This is a genomic window from Mycobacterium sp. NGS39, assembly GCF_059812765.1.
This window is the reverse complement of sequence record NZ_JCALDH010000015.1, coordinates 39,511-55,234: the sequence shown is the minus strand read 5'-3', so window position 1 is coordinate 55,234 and position 15,724 is coordinate 39,511. Positions and strand designations below refer to the sequence as shown.

General features: G+C 66.5%; 15 protein-coding genes. 7 read left to right on the top strand and 8 right to left on the bottom strand.

Translation table 11 applies throughout. The features are described from left to right. The first annotated feature begins 6 nt into the window (after window positions 1-6). From AC5Y39_RS19225 to AC5Y39_RS19215, 3 genes are read left to right on the top strand one after another with little or no spacing between them, the layout of a single operon-like run. Window positions 7-1,077, top strand: coding sequence for a zinc-binding dehydrogenase (locus AC5Y39_RS19225; RefSeq protein ID WP_500019344.1), 1,071 nt, complete (start codon window positions 7-9; stop codon window positions 1,075-1,077). Then, on the top strand, window positions 1,074-1,697 hold the full coding sequence (locus AC5Y39_RS19220) for a TetR/AcrR family transcriptional regulator (protein WP_500019346.1): 624 nt from the start codon (window positions 1,074-1,076) through the stop codon (window positions 1,695-1,697). Before AC5Y39_RS19225 ends, AC5Y39_RS19220 begins: the two co-directional genes overlap by 4 nt. Before the next feature lie 31 nt (window positions 1,698-1,728). Then, window positions 1,729-2,868, top strand: a complete 1,140-nt coding sequence (locus AC5Y39_RS19215) for an aromatic ring-hydroxylating oxygenase subunit alpha (protein ID WP_500019349.1) — start codon at window positions 1,729-1,731, stop codon at window positions 2,866-2,868. Here the strand turns inward: AC5Y39_RS19215 and AC5Y39_RS19210 are convergent. Then, complete coding sequence (locus tag AC5Y39_RS19210) at window positions 2,865-4,175, bottom strand: lipocalin-like domain-containing protein (protein ID WP_500019351.1); 1,311 nt, start codon at window positions 4,173-4,175, stop codon at window positions 2,865-2,867. The two genes, AC5Y39_RS19215 and AC5Y39_RS19210, sit on opposite strands and share 4 nt — an antisense overlap. Window positions 4,176-4,235: 60 nt before the next feature. On the opposite strand from AC5Y39_RS19210, the gene AC5Y39_RS19205 reads away from it, so the two are divergent. Then, complete coding sequence (locus tag AC5Y39_RS19205; RefSeq protein WP_500019353.1) at window positions 4,236-5,690, top strand: aldehyde dehydrogenase; 1,455 nt, start codon at window positions 4,236-4,238, stop codon at window positions 5,688-5,690. Here the strand turns inward: AC5Y39_RS19205 and AC5Y39_RS19200 are convergent. The 5 genes from AC5Y39_RS19200 to AC5Y39_RS19180 are packed head-to-tail and all read right to left on the bottom strand — an operon-like array spanning window position 5,662 to window position 9,670. After that, complete coding sequence (locus tag AC5Y39_RS19200) at window positions 5,662-6,117, bottom strand: hotdog family protein (RefSeq protein ID WP_500019355.1); 456 nt, start codon at window positions 6,115-6,117, stop codon at window positions 5,662-5,664. The two genes, AC5Y39_RS19205 and AC5Y39_RS19200, sit on opposite strands and share 29 nt — an antisense overlap. Beyond that, window positions 6,114-6,587, bottom strand: coding sequence for an FAS1-like dehydratase domain-containing protein (locus AC5Y39_RS19195; protein WP_500019528.1), 474 nt, complete (start codon window positions 6,585-6,587; stop codon window positions 6,114-6,116). Before AC5Y39_RS19195 ends, AC5Y39_RS19200 begins: the two co-directional genes overlap by 4 nt. A gap of 53 nt (window positions 6,588-6,640) precedes the next feature. Then, complete coding sequence (locus AC5Y39_RS19190) at window positions 6,641-7,030, bottom strand: nuclear transport factor 2 family protein (protein WP_500019357.1); 390 nt, start codon at window positions 7,028-7,030, stop codon at window positions 6,641-6,643. 10 nt (window positions 7,031-7,040) lie between these two features. After that, entirely contained in the window at window positions 7,041-8,582 is a 1,542-nt protein-coding gene (locus AC5Y39_RS19185; RefSeq protein ID WP_500019359.1) for an AMP-binding protein, read from the bottom strand. Next, on the bottom strand, window positions 8,582-9,670 hold the full coding sequence (locus AC5Y39_RS19180; protein WP_500019530.1) for a Rieske 2Fe-2S domain-containing protein: 1,089 nt from the start codon (window positions 9,668-9,670) through the stop codon (window positions 8,582-8,584). The genes AC5Y39_RS19185 and AC5Y39_RS19180 overlap by 1 nt, the downstream gene beginning before the upstream one ends. 55 nt (window positions 9,671-9,725) lie before the next feature. Here AC5Y39_RS19180 and AC5Y39_RS19175 point away from each other — a divergent pair, with 55 nt between their 5' ends. Beyond that, a complete protein-coding gene (locus tag AC5Y39_RS19175; RefSeq protein WP_500019361.1) occupies window positions 9,726-11,009 on the top strand; it encodes a cytochrome P450 in 1,284 nt (427 codons plus the stop codon). Here the strand turns inward: AC5Y39_RS19175 and AC5Y39_RS19170 are convergent. Both AC5Y39_RS19170 and AC5Y39_RS19165 read right to left on the bottom strand, forming a co-directional pair. After that, window positions 10,929-11,636: a TetR/AcrR family transcriptional regulator gene (locus tag AC5Y39_RS19170; RefSeq protein WP_500019363.1), complete on the bottom strand. Its 708-nt coding sequence runs from the start codon at window positions 11,634-11,636 to the stop codon at window positions 10,929-10,931. The two genes, AC5Y39_RS19175 and AC5Y39_RS19170, sit on opposite strands and share 81 nt — an antisense overlap. A gap of 123 nt (window positions 11,637-11,759) precedes the next feature. Continuing rightward, the gene (locus tag AC5Y39_RS19165) at window positions 11,760-14,054 is read right to left on the bottom strand and encodes a CaiB/BaiF CoA-transferase family protein (RefSeq protein ID WP_500019365.1); all 2,295 of its coding nucleotides are present in this window, start codon (window positions 14,052-14,054) and stop codon (window positions 11,760-11,762) included. Between the two features lie 54 nt (window positions 14,055-14,108). Between AC5Y39_RS19165 and AC5Y39_RS19160 the strand changes: the two genes are divergently transcribed. Both AC5Y39_RS19160 and AC5Y39_RS19155 read left to right on the top strand, forming a co-directional pair. Beyond that, window positions 14,109-14,918 carry a FadR/GntR family transcriptional regulator gene (locus AC5Y39_RS19160; RefSeq protein ID WP_500019367.1) on the top strand — a complete coding sequence of 270 codons (810 nt, stop codon included), beginning with the start codon at window positions 14,109-14,111 and terminating at the stop codon, window positions 14,916-14,918. A 10-nt stretch (window positions 14,919-14,928) separates the two neighbouring features. Next, window positions 14,929-15,645: an SDR family oxidoreductase gene (locus AC5Y39_RS19155; RefSeq protein WP_500048271.1), complete on the top strand. Its 717-nt coding sequence runs from the start codon at window positions 14,929-14,931 to the stop codon at window positions 15,643-15,645. Window positions 15,646-15,724: the final 79 nt, after the last annotated feature.

Below are 15,724 nucleotides of genomic sequence, written 5' to 3'. Positions count from 1 at the left end.
AGGATCGTGCCCAAGCTCGCACTGCTGACTGCGGTCGGAGGACCGATCGAACTGGCCGAATACCCGCTGACCGCACCGGCGCCGGGCACCGCTGCGCTGAAGCTGCGGATGGCCGGGATCTGCGGATCAGACCTGCACATCTTTCGCGGCGAGCTGCCGCTGTTCTACCCGTACCCGATGGGCCACGAAATGGTCGGCGAGGTGGTGGAACTCGGCGACGGGGTGACTGCCGACGCGACCGGAACGCCACTGGCAGTCGGTGACCGGGTGGTCACCCCGTACTTCTGGACCTGCGGGCAGTGCCATGCCTGTTCGCGCGGACGGACACACGCATGTCAGAACCTGATGGCCGGCGAATACCGGATGCACCACGACCCACCGCATTTCGTCGGTGCGCACGCCGAGTACTACTACACCCATCGACGCCAGCCGTTGTACAAGGTGCCCGAAGACCTCAGCGACGAACAGGTGGCACCGCTGAATTGTGCTCTTGCCCAAGTGTTGTTCGCGCTTCGCGAAGTGCGCTTGGGCGACACCGTCGTGATCCAGGGCGCGGGCGGGCTCGGCATCAACGCCGCGGCGGTGGCGCGCAGTGCCGGCGCAGCTCGGGTGGTCGTGATCGACATGATCCCCGAGCGGCTCCACCTCGCAGCTGATTTCGGTGCCACACACTGCATCGACGCCAGCAGTCTCACAGCTCACGAGTTGACCGAGCAGGTCAAGGCGCATACCGACGGCATCGGCGCCGATTGGGTGCTCGAAGTCGTCGGCGCGCCTGGCGTGATCCCCGAGGGTGTCGGCTTCCTCAACAACGGTGGCACGCTGCTCGAGGTCGGAAACGTGGGCATCGGCCGAACATTTCAGCTTGATCCCAGTGTGCTGGTGTACGGCAACAAGACAATGTGCGGTGTGATGCTCTATGAGCCGGCGACTCTGGAAATCGGCTTGAGGTTTTTGCAATCCAGCCGATACCCGTTCGACCGCCTGATGCCAAAGCCCTACCACCTTGCCGACATCAATGCAGCGTTTGAATCGGCAGACGCTGCAACGGTGCCGAGAGGCGCGCTGGTGCCGTGACAGTACCGTTGACCGCATCCGATACCCGCGACGTGATCATCGCCTCGGCGCTCGCATGCTTCCGCAGGCACGGGCTGCGTAAAACCACGATCGTCGACGTGGCGCGCACCGCCCAGGTATCACGCAGCACCGTCTACGAATACTTCCGCGACAAAGCCGCGCTGGTCGAAGCGACCGCAGAGCACACGTCGCAGCAATTCTATCGCGAGATGACCAGGGCGATGGAGCCAGGCACGTCGCTGGAGGACAAGCTGACGCGTGCGGCAGTGTTCGTCACCAGAGCGCGGCGCACGATCGAGCCGGAAAAGTACTTCGACGCGGACGCGGTCGGCCTGCTGCTGACCAAGGACGCGGCAGTCCTGCTGCAGGAGTGCAGTGAGTTCTTCGCCCCCTATCTCAGCGCGGCGAAGTTGACCGGCGAGGTGCGCAAAGACCTCGACGTCCCGGCCGCGGGCGAGTGGTTCGCGCGCATGCTGTTCTCGCTGTTCAGCACACCGTCATCAGTGCTGGATATGAACGACGACGACGTCGTTGCCGATTTCGTGCGCGCACACGTCGTGCGCGGCTTCGCGAACGACCGATCGCCGTCACCGCGGCGAACGCTATCATTGCAAAAATAGCGGATCACCCTTGCGCTTGGAGGAATGCAGGATGGATCGCGACCACCTGATCGACCTCACCCGCCGGGCGCTGAAGTTGGCGCGCGACAAGACCACGGACCTCGCCCCTTCGGAATACACGGTCGCGGCCTCTGACTACACGGCCGCAGAGCGCCATGCCAGCGACAGGGAGATGCTGCTGCGCAGCCCGCAGCTGGTCGGCTACGCATCTGAGCTGCCCGCCTCTGGCACGTACTGCACCAAAACCGTGATGGGACGCTCGATCCTGTTGACCCGCGGCCCGGACGGTTCGGTGAAGGCGTTCGCCAACGTGTGTCTGCACCGCCAGTCGCAGATCGCATCCGGCTGCGGCAAAGCGCGTCGGCTGTCGTGCCCCTACCACGCGTGGACCTACGACCTCGACGGCAACCTCGCGGGTGTTCCCGGTAGAGATGGATTCCCTGAATCCGCCTCGCAGCCAAGGCGTTTGACGGAGCTGCCAGCCGCCGAGTGCGCGGGATTCCTGTGGATCTCTTTGGACCCGCAGCTGCCACTCGACGTGCCCGCGCATCTGGGACCGCTTGCCGGCGAGCTCGAGTCGTGGGGCATCGGGCGGTGGTCGCCGCTTGGCGAGAAGGTGCTCGACGCCCCGATCAACTGGAAGCTTGCGATCGACACGTTCGCCGAGAACTACCACTTCGCCACCGTGCACAAGACCACGTTCGCGACCATCGCCAGAAGCAACTGCACCGTATTCGACGCGATCGGCCCACATCACCGGCTGGTCTTTCCGCTCAACGGCATCTGCGATCTGGACGGTGTCGATGAGCGGCAATGGGAGCCGCTGCAGCACATGGTCGTCATTTACGCGCTGTTCCCGAATATTGTGCTGTCGGCCACGGTCGCCAACGGTGAACTGTTCCGCGTGTATCCCGGCGACGTGCCGGGCCGGTCGATCACGGTGCACCAGAACGCAACCCCGCTCGACATCTCGACCGAATCAGCCGCAGCGGGCGCACATGCGGTGTTCGACTATGCCCACGCCACAGTGCGCGACGAGGACTATCGACTTGTCGAAGCGCTGCAGGCCAATCTCGAGTCCGGGGTTCGCCCGCATCTGGTGTTCGGCCGCAATGAGCCGGGACTGCAGCATCGCCATGCCACCTGGGCAGAGGCGATCGCGAAAAGCTAACGCAGCGCGGCGATCAGGTCGGCCACGATTTCGGCGGCCGCGGCCGTGGGCGCCCGAAAGTCACTGAGGAGCCGGACCGCATCGTCGCGGCGGCCGGCGTCGATCAACGCTCGCACACGGGCGGGCATGGCCCCGTCGATTCTGGCTGCCAGCACGTCGACCAGCTCCCAATCCCGGTACAGCGCAAGCGAGCGTTCGTAGAACGCGAAGCCGCTCACCGGTTCCCCGGCCATCGTGCCGCGATACCGGTAGGGACCCTCCATGTACTCGATCGGTAGTGCATGGGCGGGTGCGGCTACCAGCGGCTCGCCGACCAGATCCAGGTCGAGCTGACGTGACCAGAGGCGATGGCGGTCCGGCAGGTAGCGGGCGTCGGCCAACGGCGGTACCAGTGGCCGCACGTCCGCGGGCCAGCGCACATAGCTTTGGATGCTCACCTCGACATCTTCGACGCAGCGAGGCATGCCCTGGGCCGGGCAGGTGGTTGCGCCCGAGAAGGATTGCAGCGCATTGCGATTCGTCCGGTCGAACTGGCGCCAGATGCTCAGATCGAGGCCGTTGTCGAGGTTGATCGTGCGCCACTCGTGGGAGCGGGCGCCTGGATCACCGTCGGTGCCGCCACCACCGGCGTACCGCGGAAACCATTGCCGATCGATGTGGCCCCTTGCGCCGCTGACCGTTTCGGTGATAGGTCCCCATTGCAGGGTGCCGGTCATGACCATGCCGGTCTGGAAGTACGAGTAGGTGTCGTCCTGGCCGAAGCACGCGATCTTGCCGTCGTAAGTTGACGCACCGAGTGGTACCGGCGGCCGGGTCGGCGTCACGTGCAGTTGCAGGGCCATCGGGACGCCGGCCCTGTCGGTACCGACGAGCGCGATGTCGTAGGTGTACGGGATCAACTGGCCGTCGCCGTCGCGACGCGTCTGCCACACCACGGCGCCGGCGTCGCTCTCGTATCTGATGTCGAGACGACTGTCGGCGGTCGATAGCTTGTGGTGTGCGTCAGGTCGCAGGTTGGCCGGCGGCATGTCGTAGTCGGTGTAGGTGCCATAGGTGCCGTTGTCGAGATCGAACAGCGCAAAGGTGTAGAAGTCGGCGGTGACGGCGTGGCCGGGCCGGTTCTTGTTGACGATCGTCAGGAACGCGAACCTGCGCCCGCTGGCTTCGCCGGTGAGCTCACCAGCCAAAAACCAGGTGTCCGATTCGAAGTCGGGATGCTCGGCCTCGGCGGCCGGAAAGCAGAACTGCGGATCCTCGGCGACAAGCTGGAAGGGATAACGGCGCCACCGATCCAGATCAGCACCCATCTTTGCTATGTTAGCAGCAATAGCGACCTGCACATCACGGGCGATAAGGCGGTGGCCGACATGAAAAGCCTTGACTACGAACAACTTTTCATCGGCGGCCGCTGGCAGGCGCCCGCCACCGACCAGATGCTCGCGGTGATCTCGCCCCACACCGAACAGCCCATCGGACAGACTCCGGAGGCGTCGCCTGAGGATGTGGACAGGGCGGTCGCCTCGGCACGGCACGCGTTCGACACCGGTCCGTGGCCGCGGCTGTCGGTGGCCGAGCGGATGGCGTACGTCGACAAGCTCACGCAGCTCTACGCCGGCCACGTCGACGAGATCGCCGACCTCATCACCGCGGAGATGGGCAGCCCGCGTAGCTTCAGCCGGCTGGGCCAGGCCGCGGGTGCGCTGGCGCAGATGCACCTGGCCATGGCTACTGCGCGCGAGTTCCCGTGGGTGGAGCGCCGCCCCGGCTTGTTCGGTGAGGTGCATCTGCGCCGGGCACCCGTCGGGGTCGTCGGCGCGATTGTGCCGTGGAACGTGCCGCAGTTCCTGATCATGCCGAAGCTCATTCCGGCGCTGCTCGCCGGTTGCACCGTCGTGGTGAAGCCTGCACCGGAGACGCCGCTGGATGCGCTGTGGCTGGCCGAGATGCTCGAGCAGATCGACCTGCCCGAGGGTGTGGTGTCGATCCTGCCGGGCGGCCGCGAGACCGGCGAAAGCCTGGTGCGCCATCCCGGCGTGGACAAGATCTCGTTCACCGGCTCGTCGGCTACAGGCCGGCGGATCGCGGCGCTGTGCGGTGAACAACTCAAGCGGGTGAGTCTGGAGCTCGGCGGCAAGTCGGCGGCAATCATTCTGGACGACGCCGACCTCGACCACACCGTCCGGGGACTCAAGACGGCCAGCCTGATGAACAACGGCCAGGCCTGCGTGGCGCAGACCCGCGTTCTGGTCAGCCGGCGGCGCCATGACGAGGTGGTAGACGCGCTCGCGGAGATGATGTCGGCCCTGCGGGTCGGTGACCCCACCGACGAGGCGACCGACGTGGGTCCCCTTGTGGCGCAACGGCAGCAGCATCGAGTGCAGGGATACATCAAGGCGGGTCTCGACGAAGGGGCGCGAATCGTCGTCGGCAGCCCGGACGCCCCCTACGAGCGCGGCTGGTACGTGCGGCCGACGTTGTTCACTGATGCGACCAACCAGATGCGGATCGCCCGCGAAGAGATCTTCGGCCCGGTGGTGACGGTGCTGACGTACTCCGACGAGCGCGAGGCAGTGCGGATTGCCAACGACAGCGACTACGGCCTCGCGGGTTCGGTGTGGACCGACGACACCGCGCACGGCCTGGAAATCGCCGAGCAGATCCGCACCGGCACCTACGGCATCAACATGTACACACTCGACACCAGCTGTCCGTTCGGCGGATTCAAGCAGTCCGGCATCGGACGGGAGTTCGGCGCCGAGGGGATGGCGGAATACGTCGAGCTTCAGTCGACGGTCAGCGCGCGCAAGCTGCCTGCCCTGTAGCGTCCCCGTACAGCTCGAGTGTCACTTCCGCGGGGCAGCACAGCTCACCGCGCTGGTTGGACACCGTCACCTCGAGGTCCACGAGGTACCGCGTAATGCCTTGCGCTGCTTCACAATGCTTCCTGAGCACGCGGCCGCGGCCCACCATCCAATCGCCGGCGTAGATCGACCCGGTGATTTGCATCCTGCGCCGCACCACGCGGCTGTACGGGCCGGCCCAGCTGGTGGCGATGCGATCAACGAAGCCGGCGATGTGCATTGTGTTCACGAAAATCGTCGGATGCCCGTGTTTTCGGGCGTAGACCGGATCGTAGTGACCGGGGTGGTAGTCCCACGTGGCGCCGGTGTTCATCACCACCCGCTGATAGCTGATCTCGTCGACGACCTCGGGAAGCTCTGCGGGCACCGTGATTTCGTCGTACGTCATGCCGAATCCACCGGGCAGTACCGGAACAAGGTGTTGCGGTTGACGGCCACCAGCGTGCCGTCGTCGCGGTGGTAAGCCTCGCACGTCTCGACGAAGTGACCGACGCCCAGTTGCGTGGTCTTCTCCGGCGACACCGCCACCACTTCTTCGACGACGCTGAGCCGGTCACCGGCCAGGATCGGCTGCAAGAACTCCGCGTCGTTGGCGGCGTTGACGAACGCCGGACCGGGTAGCGGGACGCGAAGTGCGATCGACGCCGCGCGCGGCGCACCCGTCGGCAGCCACGGCGGCGGTATCAGCAGACCCATGAGAAGTGCCGGCGGTGCCACCAGCCCACCCCAGATTGGTTCCGCAAAGTCCTTGTCCCAGAAGGACGGATTGCCGTCGCGGATCATCGCGGCGAAGTGCTGGATCCGGTCGATGCTGACTGCCATGCCCGCGAATCGCGGGCCGCTGCGAGCGCCCACCATCCTCAGCGCGTCCTCGTAGCTACCGAACGCGAACTCGTAGCTGATCTCGATGGTCACGCGGTGTCCCATTCGAGGTCACGGGACGTGAAGTACCACCCTCCGCGCTCGTAAACCAGCCGATCGCAAAAGGTTCCGGTAGCGCGCAGCGCAGCGCCCCGGAACAGTAACGCGACACAGCGCTGTGTCGCGTCCACGCCGTCGACGGCGATGTCGTGGTCGACGGTTGTCAATCGTTGCCCATTGCCGCCGTCGAATGCTCCCGCCAGATCACTGAACGTCTCTCCCGAACGGACATACGTGGCACCCGAATGGCGAAACGTCGTCACCCAGCCGGCGAGGTCTCCCGCCGAGTACAGCCGGTTGTGCCGGGCGTTCAGGTTGAGAATGGCCGCCCGGGCAGCCAGCCCGTCGAGCACGTACTGCTGTTGATACGTCAGCGTCATCTCTCTCCCACTATCGGTGACTGAGTGTGTAGCCGTGCGCCTCGCGGTCCCACGTCGTGGCTCGCACACCTCTCTCGCGCAGCACGTCTTTGCGGACACGGCCGATCACGGTCTTCGGTATCTCTTCGACCACGTCGACGTATCGCGGCACGCAGAAGTACGGCATTCGTTGGGAGCAAAAGTCAAGTAGCTCAACGGGACTCACCTTTGCGCCGGGTGCCTGCGTGACGACGACGAGGATGTCGTCTTCGCCCAACTCGCTCGCAACGCCTACCACCGCGGCCTCCGACACAGCGGGGTGGCGCATCACCGTCGTCTCGATCTCCACCGACGACACGTTCTCACCGCGGCGGCGCAGGCAGTCCTTCACGCGGTCGACATAGGTCAGATTGCCGGCGTCGTCCAGCCTGCCCAGGTCGCCGGTGTGAAACCACTCCGGATGCGGGCGTACCCGGAAAGCTTTGCCAGAGGACACGTATCCCTGGCTCATCACGTGCGGATGCTTCGGGCGGCAAACGATCTCCCCAGTGCTGCCAGTGGGCACCGGTGTCCCGTGGTCGTCGACAATGCGCACATCGAATGCCGGGTTCACCGTGCCCGACGTCCCGGGCACACCCTCGTCGGACACCGCCTTGACCGCCAGCGGAAACGCCTCGGTGAGGCCGTACATCGTCACTACGCGGCAGTTGTAGCGGTCCTCGATCGCGCGGTACAGGTCGGCCGCTATCGGCGCAGCTGAGATGAACCGCAAGCCGAGCTGGGCGTCGCGGGGGTCGGGCGGCTGGTTCCACAGCATCGATACCATCGCGCCCGCCCCGGCGAAACCCACTGCGCCGCAGGCCCGTACGTCGTCCCAGACCTGAGCGGGATGGAAGGCGGCCGCGACCACGCTTGTGCCACCGACGAGCATCGGCGCCAGCACGGTCGGTGCTGCACTGAGGTGAAACAGCGGCATCGCGGTCCACAGCACTTCACCCTCGCGCAACTCCCACGCCGACGCGACGGTGGCGGCGACAGTCAGCAGATACCGCCAGGTTGTGGCCACCGCCTTCGACGGCCCGGTAGTGCCTGAGGTGAAAAACAGAGCACCCAAGTCGTCGAGTGCGGCGGGCGTGCCCTCAGGCTGATTCGCCCGGGCACACAGCAGCGCGGTGAGCGAATCACCCTGCACGAGAACAGAGCACCGCCACTTGATATCGTCCAGTCGTTCGAGCCGCTCGGTGTCAGTGATCACCACTTTGGCTTTGGACAGCCGCAGCGCATGGGACAGGAACTCCCCCTTGTTGGCGGCATTGACGGCTGCGATCACCGCGCCGATCCGGGCTGCGCCCAGCCAGAAGTACACCCACTCCGGGCACGTGCCGGTGAACAATGCCACCGTGTCGCCGCGCCGCACACCGTGTTCGGTGAGCAGATTGGCGGCAGCGCAGGACATTTCGCGCATCTGTGCGTACGTCACCGCCGTGCCGGCGATCGACATCATCACTCGATCGCCGCACTTGTCGGCTCGGGCGTCGAGCAGCGATGTCACCGACGGACGGGGCTCCGGCATTACCCGCCGGCCGCCGCCGGGTCGGGGGTGCCGTCAGCGGTGTAGCCGAAATCTTCCGGCGACGGCTGCGGTCCGGGATAGAAGCGGTGCGCCCATCGGCGCAGGGCGGCGTAGTCGCGGGCCTCTTCCGGCGCCAGGTTCGGCTTCTCCAGGTATTTCATGTTCTCCCACGTGAAGAAGTCCTGCTTGATAACTTCCTGCTGCAGTTGCAGGAACTTCGCGGCCCGTCCGGTGGGCTTGTCGCCGTCGTCGCCGGGTTCTCGCACCGAGGCCTGGGTGTAGAAGTAGTCGGTGTAGTCCTCGTCCACCGGCGTCTGCCCGGTCACTTGGACCGTCGGGACGAGGTCCGACGGGAACCGGACGATGCCCAGGCCCAGCGAGTAGTTGTCGTAGATGATCTTCGCGTCGACCGGCCCGTCGGGCGTCAGCCACGTCTTCGCCCGTCCCCCACCGAAATTCGCGTTCACGGTCGCGTGCAGGTGATAGCCGCTCACCTCGAAGGAGGCGGTGTTCGCGGGATTTGCCGCCTTGTGCACGTACTGCACGTGGTAGGGATCGGCGGCGTTCTCGATGATCATCTGCGGATGCACTTTGACCCGGTTGACCATGCGGCTGTGCGGATGCAGCGGGTAATACTCGCCGGTCTCGAGCTCAGGCAGCACCGGCGGCTGCCAATACGGTGCGCGGCCGTGGCGCTCGTGCCAGACCAGGATGAAGCCGTACCACTCCATGCTCGGATAGCTGCGGATGCGGACGTTGTTCTTGCAGCCGATCTTGCTGTACGGGATGAGCGCGTTGGCCCCGTCTCCTGTCCAGTGCCAGCCGTGCCATGGGCAGACGATGTGCTCGCCCTCCACGGTGCCGCCGACGCCCATGTTCGCGCCGAGGTGCTGGCAGTACGCGTCGAGGACGTTGACCTGACCAGAGGCGGTCCGGAAAATCACCAGCTCTTCGCCGAAGTAGTGGGCGCGCTTCACCTGGCCGGCGGCCACGTCGGACGCGAACGCCACGACGAACCACCCCGTCGGAAACCGATACGGAGACAGGCCGATACCGCTGGGGCCGAACTCGAGTTCCGACGGATCCATCGTGGTCACTGCGTCCTCCGTTCCGGCACAGCCCTATCTTTAGTATTTTAAGGATATGGGTCAAGCTCGCGATTTCGGTGCGCAAACCGTCGCTCAGCGCACGTTTGCGCACCGAAATCCCGACTTGTCGGATTTTGGGTTGTGGCGCAACGGTTTTCCTGATGAGCTGTTCGCCGCGTTGCGGCGCGACCGGCCGATCTTTCACCACGAGCTCACCCCTGGTGTCGCGAAGGTGGTGGGCCGCGACTTCTGGATGACCACCAAACACCACCACGCCGTGCGCATCCACCGCGACGCCGACTCGTTCACCGCGGTCGACGGGCCACTGATCCAGGCCATGGACACGTTCTCGTCGTACCCGACCTTGATCAACATGGATCCGCCCGAGGTGACCAAGCGGCGTCGCGTGATTGCCAGCGCGTTCACCCCGCGCGCGATCGCCAAGCTGGAGGACGGCATCCGGCAGCGGGCCGCGGCGATGGTCGGCACACTGCTGGCCAACGGCGGCGGCGACTGGATAGGCGACGTCGCCGACCTGCTGCCGATGACGGTGATCGGCGACATCATCGGCATGCCGGAGGCCGACCGCCCCCGCATCTTCGAGTGCTTCGACCGGATCCTCAAAGCGCGCTCGCCGCAGGCCCGGCTGTCTGAAGAAGAGGAGGCGGGTCTTTACGCGACGATCTTCTCGTACGCGCTGGAGCTGACGGCCGAGAAGCGACGCAATCCCGCCGACGACATCTGGAGCACGCTCGCGTCGGCGGTGATCACCGGTGAGGACGGCGAGCAGCTGTCTCTGCCCGCCGACGAGTTGGAGATCTTCTTTTTCGTGCTGGCCTTCGCCGGCAGCGACACCACGAAGAACGCGTTGGCCGCCGGGCTGCAAGCGTTCGTCGCCAACCCGAAGCAGATCGAGCGGTACCGCGACGACGAGGCAGTTCGGACCTCCGCAGTCGAAGAGGTGCTGCGGTGGGCCACGCCGGTCACGTACTGGACGCGCACAGCCAAGGTCGACGTCGAGATGGACGGGCACACCATCCCGAAGGGCGATCGCGTGGTGTCGATGCTGCGGTCGGCGAACCGCGACGAGGACGTGTTCGTCGACCCGTTCAGTTTCGACATCGGTCGCGATCCCAACCCGCATGTCGCGTTCGGCGGCGGCGGCCCGCACCATTGCTTGGGTGCGATGCTGGCTCGCGCCGAAATCCGCGCGGTGTTCGACGAATTGCTGCTTGGCGCCGACCACATCACGCTGGGGTCAGCGAAGGTCGCCTACCCGAGCCTGGTCACCAACATGTACATCTTCGACGAGATGCCGATCTCGCTCACTCGCCGCTGAGCCACCCGCTGTCTTGGCGTGGGTGGCCAGAAACCCTGCGACCGCCGCCCGCGCGCATTCGCGGTAGTCGAAGTCGGCGAGCTTGCTGAGCTTGCCCAGCAGAATCGGCCCGAGCAGCAGTGCGATCGCCTGCTCGCGGTTCACTTCGCCCAGCTCCGCCTTGGCTTGCGGGCTGTCGAAGATCGCGTCGAACGGCGCGGAGTACTGCTGGGCGATCCGCTCGCGCAATGTCCGGATCTCGACGCTGTCGCGGGCGACGCGGGCGCGTTCGCTGGGCAGCTGGTCGATGCCGCCGCCCAAGGACAACCACGAGATCGCCGACAGCGCCGCGGGGGCCTCGGCCATCGACTCCGCCCACGCCTGCACGAGCGTGGTCAGCCGCTCGGACAGCGATCCCTCCGCTGGGGGCGTCGGGGCGGGCGGGATCAACGAGTGGAACGCTGCGGCGAGCAGGTCGTTGCCGCTGGGAAAGTGGCGGTACAGGGTGGCGCGGGCGACGTTGGCGGCGCGGGTGACGGCATCGACGGTGACGGCGCTGGGGCCGCCGGCGCTCAGGAGCGACGTCGCGGCGTCGAGCAGGCGCGCGCGCGACAGTGCCGGTCGCGGGTCGGCCCGTCGGCTCGCCACAGCCACACCTCCCGTTCGCTCGAGACATCGGCGTGACCAGGTTACCCACGTCCTCGCCGGTGAGCAGACGCGAAATCGCATAAATGGCGGGCCGGTAATGCGATTGTGCGACTGCTCGCGGGGTCAGAGGCCTTTGGGGCGGGTGCCGATCACCGCGTTCGCGGACAGCTCATCGAGATCGGCGTCGGTCAACCCGCACATGTGCGTCAGGACTTCTCGGTTGTGCTGGCCCAAGGTGGGCGCCGGGCGGGTCAGCCACCGCTGCATTCCCGCCAGCCGCGCGAACGGCGGGCATGGATACCAGCCGGGCCCGGTGCGGGGGTGTTCGAGCGCTTCGAAGAAACCCCGGTCGCGAAGTTGCGGGTTTTCGGTCACCGCCGACGGCGACACCACGGCCGCCGCGGGCACCCCCGCTTGTGCCAGGCGTTCGACGACGTCGTCGAGATGCTGCATGGAGAACCACTCGGCCAGCGCCTCGTCGTCGGGAGGCGCGCCCCGGCCCATCACTCGCAGCAGCGCCTGCTCCTCGGCGTCGTCGCCGATGGTCACCGCAATCCAGTCGTCGTCGCCAGCGCAGCGATAGAGGTTCTGCATCACGCTGGGATGGCCGCGATTGCCGTTGCGCTGCAATATGATTCCGTAGACCTCGTACTCGATCGGTTGGGCAGCGGTGACGTTGAGCACGGTTTCGATCATCGGCAACTCGACAAGCTGGCCGCGGCCCGTGTCGTCGGCGTACTCCAGCGCCGCGAGCAGAGCGACCGCGGCATGCACGCCCGCCAGCGGATCGCACGCACCGCGGGGCGCGACGGGCGGCCCGTCGGGCATGCCGGTGACCCACGCCAGACCCGCGATCTGTTCCATCGTCGGCGCAAATCCCACCCGGTCCCGCCACGGGCCGTCCAATCCGAACGCAGGCATCCGGACCAGCACCAGCCGAGGGTTCAGTGTCAGCAGCGCGTCACCGCCCAGGCCGAACTGATCCAGCACTCGCGGCGAGAAGTTCTCGATCACCGCATCAGCCTGTGCTACCAGCGTCTTGAACAGCCGAAGGCCTTCCGGCGATTGAAGATTCAGCGTCACCGACCGTTTGTTGGTGTTCACGCCCTGGAACAACCAGCCGTATTCCCACCAGTCGTCGACGTCGGTGCGCATTCCGCCGGAGTACCGGATCCCGTCGGGGCGTTGGATCGATTCCACCTTGATGACGTCGGCGCCGAACGCGGCGAGCGCATGGGTCGCCGACGGGCCGGCCCAGAACGCGGTCAGGTCGACGATCCGAACGCCGTCGAGCGGCAAGCCTGCGGCTTCGCGGGTGCGCTGCGGCCTTGGCCGCCAAGCGATTTCGTCACCGCCAGAGGCAGGAGCCGCACGCACGGGCGCCGGTGTCACGCCGGACATCAACCATGGGGCGCGTGGCTGGTGAAATCCGGCCGGATGAGGAATGAACACTCCCCGTGCGCGCATGTACTCCATGTCGGGGATCGTGGCGCCGTTGCCCAGCGGCGCCACGGGCAACCGGAAGAGCTGCCCGAGTTCGACAATTTCCGCGACGGTGCGCTCACGCAGCCACCCGCCGATGCACTCGCGGATCCAGTCGCGATGTGCCCAGCGGCCCAATTGAAAACGCAGCTCCGGTTTTTCGGCGAGTTCGGGACAATCGACCATCGCCGCGAAGTCGAGCCACTGCTGGCCGGTGACCATGGTGAAGCCGACGTAACCGTCCTTCGCCTGCTCGATCGACGGCACCTCGAGGGAGCGGCGGATCGGCGGCACACCCATGAGCTGCGCGTGCAGCCACTCGCAGCTCTGCATCAACGTCGTGGCTTCCAGCACCGAAAGGTCCAGATGCTCGCCCGGTCCGCCGCGGCGCACGCGCCGCCGCACCGCGAGCGCACCGAATGCGGCGAACACGCCCGCCATGTATTCCCCCAGTTCTCCGCCGATCGAAATCGGCGGCCCGTCGGGATCGCCGCGGAATCCGGTGCAGCCCGACCAGGCCTGCAGCGTGAACTCGGTCGCAGTGCGCTGCGCCCACGGCCCGGTCCAGCCGAAGTCGGAGATCGTGACGACGATGCATCCCGGGGCGGACTCGAGCAGCCGCTGCGGATCGATGCCGGCTCGGGCGGCCGCCGCGCGGGTCCCCGTGACGACGACGACGTCGGCCCGCGTCACGAGGTCGTCGGAAAGCGTTGCAGTACTTCGCTTTCCGGCGTTGAGATAGCTGAACAGCGGGGCGTCTGCGCCCGGCGCCGGCGTGGCGCCGGTAACCGTGTAGCGACGCAATGGACTGCCCTGAGGCGGTTCGACCTTGACCACGTCGGCGCCGGCGTCGACCAGGATCTTGCCGCAGTAGTCGCCGGCGATCCGGTCGCTGACCTCGACCACGCGCAGATCCGTCAGCGGGGTGCGAGCCACGAACAGCTATCTTAGCTACTTTGGCGCAATGGGCGACTGTTAGCATGAAAGGCAATGACTACGCGTGGAATTGGCCTGGAAGCCCGCCGTCGGCTGTCGGCGCGGCGGACCGCCGAGATCGTCGCCGACGAACTGCGCAGACAGATCATCGACGGCGAACTCGTCGACGGTGACCTCCTGCCCCGCCAGGAAGTACTGGTCGAGCAGTTCAACGTCAGCTTGGTGTCGTTGCGGGAAGCGTTGCGAATCCTGGAAACCGAAGGCTTGGTGTCAGTGCGCCGGGGCAATCGCGGAGGCGCCGTGGTGCATGCACCGGCCAAGGCGAGCGCCGCCTACATGCTTGGCCTGCTGCTGCAAAGCGATTACGTGCCGCTGGGTGATCTCGGCACCGCGCTGCAGGAACTCGAACCGATCTGCGCGGCGTTGGCGGCCCGGCGGCCCGACCGCGGCGACAAGCTGGTGCCGCGGCTGCGGGAGATCAACGACGCGATGGCGCAATACATCGACGAAGGCGCACGGTTCACCGAGTTCGGCAATCAATTCCACGACGAGGTTGTGCGCGGCTGCGGGAACCACACCATGATCGCGGTGGTGGGCAGTCTCGAGACGTTGTGGAGCAGCCACCTTCAGCAGTGGGCCGACGAGACCGCGGCCCGCGGCGAGTACCCGTCGATGAGCAAGCGGCGCGTCGCTTTGCGGGTGCACCACAAGATGACCGACGCGATCGAGGCCGGCGACGACGAGCGTGCCCGCCGGCTGGCTGCCCGACACCTGGCCGACACCCGGACCTACTTCTTGGCGGCCGATCCCAACCAGCGGATCGTCGCGCTGTCGCCGCAGGCGATGACGCCGCGTCGGCGCTGAGAGGCGCGGCGTGCGAACAGCATTGATCACCGGCGGCAGTGGCGGCATCGGCAAGGCGTGCGGGCGCAAGCTTTCGATGCTCGGCTACGACGTGGTGTTGACGGCTCGCCGTGAAGAACCGCTGCGCGCCGCCGCCGACGAAATGGGCGCGCGGTACGTGGTCGCCGATGCGTCACGTCCGGAACTGTTCGAGCCGGCGGTATCGGCGACCGGGCGCATCGACCTGCTCGTGCATGCGGCAGGGGTACTGGGCGGAACCTACGCGCGCAAGCAGACTTTCGAGCAGTGGCGTGCGACGATGGCGGCCAATCTCGACTCGTGCTTCGTGGTCACCTCTGCGGCCTTACAGAACATGACGGCCGGGTCGAGGTTTGTATTCATCTCGTCGTCGGCCGCGCACGAGCCCATGCGGGCGCGAACGGCGTACTCCGCGTCGAAGGCCGGGGTGAACGCGTTCGCACGCGCGCTCGCGCTGGAGGTCGACCGCGACGGCATCAACGTCCACGTCGTCACCCCCGGCCCTGTGGAGACCGACATGCTGCAGGACGTGCCGTTCGAGATGTATGCGATTCGGGCGGCCGATGTGGCCGAGGCGGTGGCGTGGCTGGACACCATGGACCCCTCGGTCGACGTGCCGGAGATCCGGCTGCACGCCGTCACGCGTGGGCCGTCGGCTCGCGAGCCGGTGGTGCCGCTCGAGGTGGAGCGCCGCGCCCGCCGCAGCTGAGGGTGCCTCCGCGGCAGCCGCCGAAACGGTATTCCGCGTGGCCCGTTCTCGCACTTTCCCGCGGCCATTACCGTCTGGA